The organism is Streptomyces sp. NPDC020917 (assembly GCF_044333795.1).
GTDB lineage: Bacteria > Actinomycetota > Actinomycetes > Streptomycetales > Streptomycetaceae > Actinacidiphila.
In genome coordinates this window covers 1-11,634 of the sequence record NZ_JBIRRR010000046.1, presented here as the reverse complement: position 1 = coordinate 11,634, position 11,634 = coordinate 1, and the positions used below count along the sequence as shown (strand labels likewise).

General features: G+C 73.0%; 2 protein-coding genes. Both read left to right on the top strand.

Annotation, left to right across the window (positions count from 1 at the left end; translation table 11 throughout):
* Positions 1-971: KR domain-containing protein (locus ACH4TG_RS40755; protein WP_398248349.1), on the top strand; the 971-nt coding region annotated here is incomplete at its 5' end.
* A gap of 88 nt (positions 972-1,059) precedes the next feature.
* The coding region (locus ACH4TG_RS40750) for an SDR family NAD(P)-dependent oxidoreductase (RefSeq protein ID WP_398248348.1) at positions 1,060-11,634 on the top strand (10,575 nt) is incomplete at its 3' end.

Here is an 11,634-nt window from a genome sequence, read left to right as displayed (position 1 = left end):
TGGACCTGTCGTTGTTCGCGGTGTTCTCGTCGCTGGCCGGTGTGGTGGGTACGGCGGGTCAGGCGAACTACGCGGCGGCCAACACCTTCCTGGACGCTTTGGCCGGTGTGCGGCGCACCGACGGCTTGGCGGGTGTGTCGATGGCGTGGGGCCACTGGGCCACCGATTCGGAGCTGACCGGGTCCCTCGACGATGTGGATCGTGCCCGCCTGGCCCGATCCGGTGTGGTGCCGATGAGTATCGAGCAGGGTCTGGCCCTGTTCGACGCAGCCGTGGGCTGGGACGCGCCGCTGGCGGTCACCGCCCGCCTGGCACCAGAGACCGGAGACGCCCAGACCGCCGGCGAAGCCTTCCACACCCTCACCCGCGGACTCGCGGGACGCATCCCGCAGCGCCGTACCGCCAAGGCCGCTGACCCCGGCGCCCGTTCGGGCGCCGCGGACCTCGCCGCGCGCCTCAACGGTCTCGGCGCCGCCGAGCGCAGCGCCGTCCTCGTCGACCTGGTGCGCACCAACGTCGCTGCGGTGCTCGGGCACGGTTCGGCCGCCGCCGTGGATCCGGCGCGCGCGTTCAAGGAGCTGGGCTTCGACTCGCTCACCGGTGTCGAACTGCGCAACCGCCTCGGCACCGCCACCGGACAGCGGCTCGCGGCCACCGTGGTCTTCGACCACCCGACGCCCGACGCCCTCGCCGCCCACCTGCTGGGCACGCTGCTGCCCGACGAACAACCGCCCGGAGCCGACGACCTGCTCGCCGACCTGGCGGCGTTCGAGACCCAACTCGCCACCGTCGCGGCCGAGGACGTGGACGCGGACCAGCGCGCCGCGGTCGGCCGCCGGCTGGAGGCACTGCTCGCGCTCTGGCGCGACTCCGGCACGAGCACCCGCGAACCCGGCGCCGCAGACCGGCTGAAGTCGGCATCGGCCGACGAGGTGCTGGATTTCATCAACAACGAGCTCGGGATCTCCTGAGCGGCCACACCCGGCGCAGCGGCACGAGCGCCGGGCGGGCCACACGACGCAGGACATCCCGTAACCGCTCGGAGGAGGAACGCCTCGGATGACGAACGACGACAAGCTGGTCGACTACCTGAAGCGCGTGGCGGCCGACCTGCACCAGACCCGCCAGGAGCTGCAGGAGGTCAAGGACCGGGAGAGCGAGCCGATCGCGATCGTCGGCGTCGCCTGCCGGTTCCCCGGCCACGTCGGCACACCCGAGGACCTGTGGAACCTGCTCGACGCGGGCGGCGACGCCATCGCCGACTTCCCGGCCAACCGCGGCTGGGACACCGAGGCCCTCTACGACGCGGACCCCGACGCCCCCGGGAAGACGTACCTCCTCAAGGGCGGATTCCTCGACGGCGCCGGGGACTTCGACGCCGAACTCTTCGGCGTCTCCCCGCGCGAGGCCCTCGGCATGGACCCCCAGCAGCGGCTCGTCCTCGAGTCTTCCTGGGAGGTGCTGGAACGCGCCGGGATCGATCCCACCTCGCTCAAGGGCACGAAGACCGGAGTGTTCGTCGGAGCCGCCGGAACCGGCTACCTCACGAACATGCAGCAGGTGCCCGACGGCGTCGAGGGCTACACCGGCACCGGCTCGTTCATCAGCGTCATCTCCGGCCGCGTGGCGTACTCCCTGGGCCTCGAAGGACCCGCGCTGACCGTGGACACCGCGTGCTCGTCGTCCCTGGTCGCGCTCCACCTGGCCGTGCAGTCGCTGCGCAACGGCGAGTCCACGCTGGCCCTCGTCGGCGGAGTCGCCGTGATGCCCACCCCGTGGGTCTTCGTCGACTTCAGCCGGCAGCGCGGCCTCGCACCCGACGGCCGCTGCAAGGCCTTCGCCGCCGGGGCGGACGGCACCGCGTGGTCCGAGGGCGTCGGCATGCTGCTCGTCGAGCGGCTCTCCGACGCCCGCCGCAACGGCCGACGCGTGCTCGCCGTCGTCCGCGGCTCCGCCCTCAACCAGGACGGCGCGTCCAACGGGCTGACCGCCCCGAACGGCCCGTCGCAGCAGCGTGTCATCCGCGCCGCCCTCGCCAACGCCGGCCTCACCGGCGACGAGGTGGACGCGGTCGAGGCGCACGGCACGGGGACGACGCTCGGCGACCCCATCGAGGCGCAGGCGCTGCTCGCCACCTACGGCAAGGGCCGCACCACCACGACCCCCCTGTGGCTCGGATCGGTCAAGTCCAACCTCGGCCACACCGCGCACACCGCCGGCATGGCCGGCGTGATCAAGATGGTGCTGGCACTCCAGAACGAGAAGCTGCCGCGCACCCTCCACATCGACGCACCCACCACGAACGTCGACTGGGAGTCGGGTTCCGTCCGCCTCCTGGAGCAGTCGGTGGAGTGGAAGCGCGGTGACCGGCCACGTCGCGCCGCCGTCTCGTCGTTCGGCATCAGCGGGACGAACGCGCACGTGATCCTCGAAGAGGAACCGCCGGCCGACGAGGCCGCCGCACCCGCCGAGACACCAGCGGAGCAAGGGTCGTTGGGCCCGCTGCGGGTGGTGCCGTGGCCGGTGTCCGGACGGTCCGGCGCCGCGCTGCGCGGCCAGGCCGAGCGGCTGGCCGCGTTCGCGGCCGGCACGGACGACATGCCCGAGCCCGCGCAGATCGGCCGGGCCCTTTCCGTCTCCCGCGCCGCACTTGAACACCGCGCCGTCACCCTCGCTGCCGACGCCAAAGCGATGGTGCCAGGGCTGGCCGCCCTGGCGGAGGGCGCGTCGGCCCCTGGAGTCGTGTCCGGGGTCGTCCGCCCCGGTGCCGGCCGGGTAGCGTTCGTGTTCCCGGGCCAGGGGTCGCAGTGGGCGGGTATGGCGATGGGGTTGTTGGAGTCGTCGCCGGTGTTCGCTGCGCGGTTGGCGGAGTGTGATGCGGCGTTGGCGCCGTTCGTCGGCGCGTCGGTGGTCGACGCCATTCGTTCAGGCGCTTTGGACGATGTGGTTGTCGTTCAGGGGGCGTTGTGGGCGGTGATGGTGTCGCTGGCTGCGGTGTGGCGGTCGGTGGGTGTGGAGCCTGGGGCGGTCATTGGTCACAGTCAGGGTGAGATCGCGGCGGCGTGCGTCTCTGGCGCCCTGTCCGTGCAGGACGCGGCGAGGGTGGTGGCGCTTCGGGCGCGGGCGATTCGCGGGACGTTGTCCGGCCGTGGTGGGATGGTGTCGGTGGCTCTGCCGGCTGAGGCGGTGCGGGAGCGGATCGCGCGCTGGGACGGCCGGATCTCCGTCGCGTCGGTGAACGGGCCTTCCTCGACGGTCGTATCCGGTGAAGTCGACGCTCTGGAAGAGCTGTTGGCGTCCTGCGAGGGCGACGGTGTGCGGGCGCGTCGCATCGATGTGGACTACGCCTCGCATTCGGCGCAGGTGGATGCGATCCGTGACGAGGTCGTGGAGGCGCTGACCGGGATCACACCGACGTCATCCGAGATCCCGTTCTACTCGACGGTCACCGGCGGCAAGCTCGACACGACGGCCCTTGATGCCGAGTACTGGGTGACCAACCTCCGCCAGGAAGTGCGCTTCGATGAGACCGTCCGCGCTCTTCTCGCTGACGGGTTCGGCTACTTCGTGGAGTCCAGTGCCCACCCGGTCCTGGCGGTGGGCCTGGCCGAGACGTTCGAGGGCGCGGGTTCCGATGCCGTCGCGCTGGGCACGTTGCGTCGCGACGAAGGCGGCCAGGAGCGCTTCCTGACCTCCCTGGCGGAGGGCTGGGTCCGCGGTCTGCCCGTGGACTGGCGGGCGGTTTTCGCCGGGACCCCCGCCCGCCGCGTGGACCTGCCCACCTACGCCTTCCAGCACCAGCGCTACTGGCTGGAGTCCGGCTCGCTGGGCAGCGCTGACCCCTCGTCGCTCGGGCTCGGTGCGGCCGACCATCCGCTGCTGGGCGCGGCCGTGCAGATCGCCGACGAGAACGCCCTGCTGCTGACGGGCCGGGTCTCGCTGCGCACCCACCCCTGGCTGGCCGACCACACCGTGCGCGGCACCGTCCTGCTGCCCGGTGCCGCCTTCGTGGAACTGGCCTTGCGCGCCGCTGAGGAGATCGGTGCCGCGCAGGTCGAGGAGCTGATCCTCGAAGCCCCGCTGGTGATCCCCGAGAGCGGTGCCGCCCAGCTCCAGGTGTCCGTGGGCGGCCCCGGTCCGGACGGGCGCCGTGAGATCGCGGTCCATTCGCGCAGCGAGGACGGCATCGCCACCGACGAGCCGTGGACCCGGCACGCCGCCGGAACCCTGAGCGCGGAACACGTCGCCGACGCGGCTGAGTTGACCGCCTGGCCCCCCACCGGTGCCCGGCCGGTATCCGTCGAGGACTTCTACGAGCAGGTGGCGACGGCCGGTTACGGCTACGGACCGGCGTTCCAGGGCCTGCGTGCCGCATGGCGCGACGGCGACGACGTCTACGCCGAGATCACCCTGCCCGATGCCGCCGGCAAGGACGCCGAGCGGTTCGCCCTCCACCCCGCCCTGCTGGATGCCGCCCTGCATGCCGTGTCGCTGCTCGACGGCGACACGCCCGGGACGGCTGCGCTGCGGCTGCCCTTCGCCTGGGAAGGCGTGGCGCTGTCGGCCGTCGGCGCGAGCCGGCTGCGGGTGCGGGTCCGGCCCCTGGACGGGGACGCCGTCGCGCTGACACTCGCGGACGCGACGGGTGCGCCGGTCGCGGAGGTGCGGTCCGTCGTCCTCCGCGAGACCACCGCCGACCAGCTCCGGCAGGCCGAAGGCGCCGCGGGTCGCGACGGTCTGTACGGCCTGGAGTGGGTGCCGCTGCCCGCCCCTGCCGCCGCGTCGCCGGCGGCCCCCGCACCCGGGTCCGTCCTGACGCTCGGCGCCGGCCAGGACCTCGCGGACGTCGCCGCGCTGCTCGCCGGACTCGACGAGGGAACTCTGGAACCGCCCGCCCAGGTGATCGTCCGGCTCGGCCGCGGGAGCACCCGCGGGGACGTCGACGCGGATCTGCCCCAGCTGGTGCGCGGCGCCGTCACCGACGCGCTCGGCCTCGTCCAGGCGTGGCTCGCCGACGAGCGGCTGAGCGCCTCGCGCCTGGTCGTCGTCACCTCCGGGGCGGTCTCGGCCGGACCGGACGACGACGTCGCCGACCTCGTCCACGCACCCGTGTGGGGCCTGCTGCGAACGGCCCAGTCCGAGGCCCCGGACCGGTTCCTCCTGATCGACGCCGACGCCGACGCCGAAGCCGATGCCGTCACCGACAGCACTGACGGATCCGCCCGTACGGAGGCTGCCGAGAGCACCGACGGCCCGGAGCGCCCGGACGCCGCCGGGGGCACCCTGTCCGCCGCGGTCGACGTCGCCGTCGCCCTCGGGGAGCCGCAGATCGCGCTCCGCGACGGCCTGCTGCTCGCACCTCGTTTCGCGCGTGCCACACCTGCCGGGCCGGTCCAGCCCGCCGTGCGGACGGACGGGACCGTGCTCCTCACCGGCGGCACCGGGACCCTCGGCCGGCTGCTCGCCGAGCACCTGGTCACCAGCCACGGAGTCCGGCACCTGATCCTGACCAGCCGGCGCGGCCGGGACGCCGCAGGGGCCGACGCGTTGGAGCAGCAGCTGCGCGACGCGGGTGCGGAGACCGTGGAGATCGTCGCCTGCGACGTGGCGGACCGGCGGGCGCTGGCCGCGCTGCTCGACGCCGTTCCGTCCGACCGGCCGCTGACGGGTGTGGTGCACGCGGCCGGCGTGCTGGACGACGGGGTCGTGGCGTCGCTGACGGGCGAGCAGGTGGCCCGTGTGCTGGCGCCGAAGGTGGACGCGGCCGTGCACCTGCACGAGCTGACACGCCACATGGACCTGTCCCTGTTCGTGCTGTTCTCCTCGATCGCCGGCACGCTCGGCAACCCCGGCCAGGCCAACTACGCGGCGGCCAACGTCTTCCTCGACGCTCTCGCCCGGAGGCGGCGTGCCGAGGGCCTGCCCGTCACCGATCTGATCTGGGGCTACTGGTCTGAGACCAGCGAGCTGACCGGCCACCTCGGCGACGCCGACGTGGCCCGCTATCTGCGGATGGGCGTCACCCGGATGTCGCCCGAACAGGGCCTCGCGCTCTTCGACGCTGCCTGCGCCAGCAGCGGCTCCGGGGTGTTCGTCGCCAGTCGCCTCGACCTGCGCGGCCTGCGCGACCAGGCCCGCGCCGGCGAGTCCGTCCTCCCGCTCTACCGCGGCCTGGTGCGCGGCCGCCCGCGCCGCGCCACCGACACCGGCGCCGACTCCGGCAGCCTCCTGCGCACCCTGTCCACCCTGACCGAGGAGGACCAGCTCCGCCACCTGCTCGACCTGGTCCGCAGCCGCGTCGCGACCGTCCTCGGCTACGCCGATCCGGCAGCCGTCGAACCCACCCGCAGCTTCAAGGAATTGGGCTTCGACTCGCTGACCGCCCTGCAACTGCGCAACGCACTCGCGTCCGCCACCGGTCTGCAACTGCCCGCCACCCTCGTCTTCGACTACCCCACGCCGCTCGGCATGGCAGGCCACCTGCGCGCCCGCGTCCTGGGATCCGGCGCAACGACGGTCCCGGTGCGCGAGGCAGGCGGCGCGGACACCGACGGCCGCGCAGCCGAGGCGGATCCGGTGGTCATCGTGGGGATGGCGTGCCGGTATCCGGGTGGTGTGGGTTCGCCTGAGGAGTTGTGGTCGCTGGTTGCTTCGGGTGGTGATGCGGTGTCGGGGTTCCCGGTGGATCGCGGGTGGAACGTGGAGGAGTTGTTCGATCCGACTCCGGGTGTGGTGGGTCGGAGTTATGCGCGTGAGGGTGGTTTCCTCTATGAGGCGGGGGAGTTCGATGCGGGCTTCTTCGGGGTGTCTCCGCGTGAGGCGTTGTCGATGGATCCGCAGCAGCGGTTGCTGCTGGAGGCGTCGTGGGAGGTGCTGGAGCGGGCGGGGATCGACCCGGGTGCGTTGAGGGGCAGCGCGACGGGTGTCTTCACCGGCGTCATGCACCACGACTATGCCGTGGGCGCCGACGCCACCGCCAACGACACCGAGGGCTACGCCCTGATGGGATCCTCCCCGGCCGCCGTCTCCGGCCGGGTGTCCTACACCTTCGGGTTCGAGGGCCCGGCGATGACGGTGGACACGGCGTGCTCGTCGTCGCTGGTCGCCCTGCACCTGGCCGCGCAAGCGCTGCGGTCGGGTGAGTGCTCGCTCGCCCTGGCCGGCGGCGTCACCGTGATGTCCACGCCCACCCTCTTCGTGGAGTTCAGCCGGCAGCGCGGCATGGCGCCCGACGGCCGGAGTAAGGCGTTCTCCGCGGCGGCAGACGGCGCGGGGTGGGGTGAAGGCGTCGGCGTCCTGCTGCTGGAGCGGCTCTCCGACGCCCGCCGCAACGGCCACCGCGTGCTGGCGGTGGTGAAGGGTTCCGCGGTCAACCAGGACGGCGCGTCGAACGGGCTGACCGCGCCCAACGGCCCGTCGCAGGAACGGGTCATCCGGGCCGCGCTGGCCAGCGCCGGCCTGTCCACCGCCGACGTCGACGCGGTCGAGGCGCACGGCACGGGGACGACGCTCGGCGACCCGATCGAGGCGCAGGCGCTGCTCGCCACCTACGGGCAAGGACGCGTCGAGGGCAGCCCGTTGTGGCTCGGTTCGGTGAAGTCGAACATCGGGCACACGCAGGCCGCCGCGGGTGTTGCGGGCGTGATCAAGATGGTCGAGGCGATGCGCCACGGCGTGCTGCCCAAGAGCCTTTACGCGGACGAGCCGACACCGCACGTCGACTGGTCCAGCGGTGCCGTGGAGCTGCTTGCCGAGCCGGTCCCGTGGACCGCCGACGCCCACCCGCGCCGTGCGGGAGTCTCGGCCTTCGGCGCGAGCGGGACGAACGCGCACGTGATCCTGGAGGAGCCGCCGCAGGCCGAGTCGACGGCCGGTGACAATGGCGAAGTCTCGCCGGATGGCGGCTCGTTGGGTCCGCTCGCGGTGGTGCCGTGGGTGGTGTCCGGGAGGTCCGCCGCGGCGCTGCGCGGGCAAGCCGAGCGCTTGGCGGCCTTCGCCGGGTCGGCGGACGCGCAGGCGCTCGACCGCACCGGACGTGAACTGGCCCTCTCCCGAGCCGCGTTGCCCCATCGAGGCGTGGTCCTGGCAGCCGACGTCGACCAGGCCCGGCACATGCTCGGTGCCCTCACCCAAGGAGTTCCCGCGCCCGGACTCGTCACCGGCGCGGTGCGCTCGGGCGAGAACCGGGTGGTGTTCGTGTTCCCGGGTCAGGGGTCGCAGTGGGCGGGTATGGCGGTGGAACTGCTGGGTTCGTCGCCGGTGTTCGGGGCGCGGTTGGCGGAGTGTGATGCGGCGCTGGAGCCGTATGTCGGCGCGTCGGTGGTCGACGCCATTCGTGAAGGCGCTTTGGACGATGTGGTGGTCGTTCAGGGGGCGTTGTGGGCGGTGATGGTGTCGCTGGCTGCGGTGTGGCGGTCGGTGGGTGTGGAGCCCGGGGCGGTCATTGGTCACAGTCAGGGTGAGATTGCCGCGGCGTGCGTCTCAGGCGCCCTGTCGGTGGAGGATGCGGCGAGGGTGGTGGCGCTGCGGGCGCGGGCCATTCGCGGGACGCTGTCCGGCCGCGGTGGGATGGTGTCGGTGGCTCTGCCTGCCGAGGCGGTGCGGGAGCGGATCGCGCGCTGGGACGGCCGGATCGGTGTGGCGTCGGTGAACGGGCCGTCGTCCACGGTTGTTTCGGGTGAGCCTCAGGCGTTGGTTGAACTCCTTACCGCTTGTGAGGGCGACGGGGTGCGGGCGCGCCGCATCGATGTGGACTACGCCTCGCATTCCGTGCAGGTCGAGGCCATCCGTGATGAAGTGATCGAGGCCCTGTCGGGCATCACGCCTCGTGCGTCGGACGTGCCGTTCTACTCGACGGTCGCCGGTGGCCGTATCGACACGACGGCCCTGGATGCCGAGTACTGGGTGACCAACCTCCGTCAGGAGGTGCGCTTCGATGAGACCGTCCGGGCCCTACTGGCCGATGGGTTCGGCTACTTCGTGGAGTCCAGTGCCCACCCGGTGCTGGCGGTCGGTCTCGCCGAGACCTTTGAGGACGCGGGTTCCGATGCTGTCGCGCTGGGCACGTTGCGTCGTGACGAGGGCGGCCAGGAACGCTTCCTCACCTCCCTTGCCGAGGGCTGGGTGCGTGGCCTGCCCGTCGACTGGCAGGCGGTCTTCGCCGGGACGCCGGAGTCCGCCGGCGCCGGACAACTCGCCCTGCCGACGTACGCCTTCCAACACGAGCACTTCTGGCTGACGGCCGACGACGGCCGTTCCGGAGATCCGAGCGGGCTCGGGCAGTCCGCGGCGGATCATCCCCTCCTGGGTGCGGTGGTGCGGCTGGCGGGGTCGGATCAGGTGGTGCTGACCGGGCGGTTGTCGCTGGCGGCGCATGCGTGGCTCGGTGATCACCGGGTGGAGGGCACGGCTCTGGTGCCGGGTGCTGCTCTGGCGGAGTGGGCGTTGCGGGCCGCGGATGAGGTGGGGTGCGGACGGGTCGAGGAGTTGACGCTTCAGGTGCCGCTCGTCGTTCCGGAGACCGGTGGAGTGCAGGTGCAGGTCTCCGTCGGTGCGTCCGACGCGGACGGCCGGCGCGAACTCGCCATCCACTCCCGGCCCGAGGAGGCACGGGAGTCGGCAGGCTGGGCTCAGCATGCGGTCGGCATCCTCGCCGCCGTGCCGTCCGACGCCACCGGCGCGAGCGGTGACCTGACCGCGTGGCCGCCGCCGGGCGCCGTGCCCGTCGCGGTGGACGGCTTCTACGAGCAGGTGGCGACGGCCGGTTACGGCTACGGGCCGGCGTTCCAGGGCCTGCGTGCCGCGTGGCGTGCCGGTGACGACGTGTACGCCGAGGTGGCGCTGCCGGAGGCCGCGGTCAAGGACGCGGCCCGGTTCGGCATCCACCCGGCGCTGCTCGACGCCGCCCTGCACGGGATCGTCCTTCTGCGCGGTGGCTCGCCCGACGAACTCACCACCCTGCGGCTGCCGTTCGCATGGTCGGGGATGGCGCTCGGCGCGGTCGGCGCGACCTCCGTACGGGTGCGGCTGCGCCCGGCGGGCACCGATGCCGCGGCGGTCCTCGTGACCGACGCCGCGGGGCTGCCCGTCGTGTCGGTGGAGTCGCTCGTGCTGCGGACGGCGACCGCCGACCAGGTGCGTGCCGCCGCGAGCGCGGGCAGCACCGCCGACGGCTTGTACCGCGTGGACTGGATACCTGCCGAACTGCCCGCCCGCGGCGTCGCGCCCGGCGGATGCGCGTTCGTGGAGCGGCTCTCCGACCTCGGTATGGAGGAGGAGGTGCCGGCGTGCGTCGCGGTGGTCCTGCCCCAGGCTCCCGCCGCCTCGGCCCCGGACGATGTGCCGGGCGCGGTCGGGGACGCGGTGAGCAGTGCTCTGGGTCTGGTCCAGGAGTGGCTGGCCGAGGAGCGGTTCGCCGGGTCGCGGCTGGTCGTGGTGACCCGTGGTGCGGTGGCGACCCACGCGGGTGAGTCCGTCGCCGATCTGGTGAATGCGCCGGTGTGGGGTCTGGTGCGCAGCGCGCAGGCCGAGAATCCGGGTCGGTTCCTGCTGGTCGACACCGACGCGGACATCGCGTCGGGCGCCAGCGCGCCGCACGACGAGATCGCCTTCGCGGTCGGCGTGGCGGTGGCGGGGGGTGAGCCGCAGGTGGCGGTGCGCGGTGGTGAGGTGCTGGTGCCGCGGCTGGTGCGGGCGCCTGCCGGTGGCGGGGGTCTGGTGCCGCCCGCCGAGGGCGCCTGGCGGTTGGCCGCCTCCGGGAGCGGCACGCTGGACGGCCTGTCGGCGGTGCCGAGCCCGGCGGCCGAGGCTCCCCTTGCCGCCGGCCAGGTGCGGGTCGAGGTCCGCGCCGCGGGCGTCAACTTCCGTGACGTACTGATCAACCTGGGGATGTACCCGGACCCGGACGCCTACCTCGGAACCGAGGGCGCGGGTGTCGTGGCCGAGGTCGGGTCGGGTGTCGAGGGCGTCGTGGTGGGGGACCGGGTGATGGGCCTGCTGCCGGAGTCCTTCGGCCCGCTGGCGGTGGTGGACGAGCGGCTCGTCGTCCCGATGCCGACCGGGTGGAGCTTCGAGCAGGCCGCGGCCGTGCCCGTGGTCTTCATGACGGCCTGGTTCGGTCTCGCCGACCTCGGCGAACTCAAGGCCGGGCAGCGGGTGTTGATCCATGCCGCCGCCGGTGGTGTGGGTATGGCGGCGACGCAACTGGCCCGCCACTGGGGCGCGGAGGTCTTCGGAACCGCAAGCGAGGGCAAATGGGACACGCTTCGGGCGATGGGCTTCGACGACGCGCACCTCGCGTCGTCCCGCACCCTCGCCTTCGAGGATGCCTTCCGCGAGGCCACCGGCGGGCAGGGCATGGACGTCGTCCTCAACTCGCTCGCCCGGGAGTTCGTGGACGCGTCGTTGCGGCTGCTGCCGCGCGGCGGCCGGTTCCTGGAGATGGGCAAGACCGACATCCGCGACCCGCAGACCGTCTCGGCCCAGCATCCTGGCGTCACCTACCACCCGTACGCCCTCACCGACGTCTCGACGGAACGCCTCGGGGTGATCCTGCGGGAGTTGGTGGGGTTGTTCGAGCGGGGTGTGCTGGGGTCGTTGCCGGTGCGGGTGTGGGATGTGCGGCGGGCTGGTGAG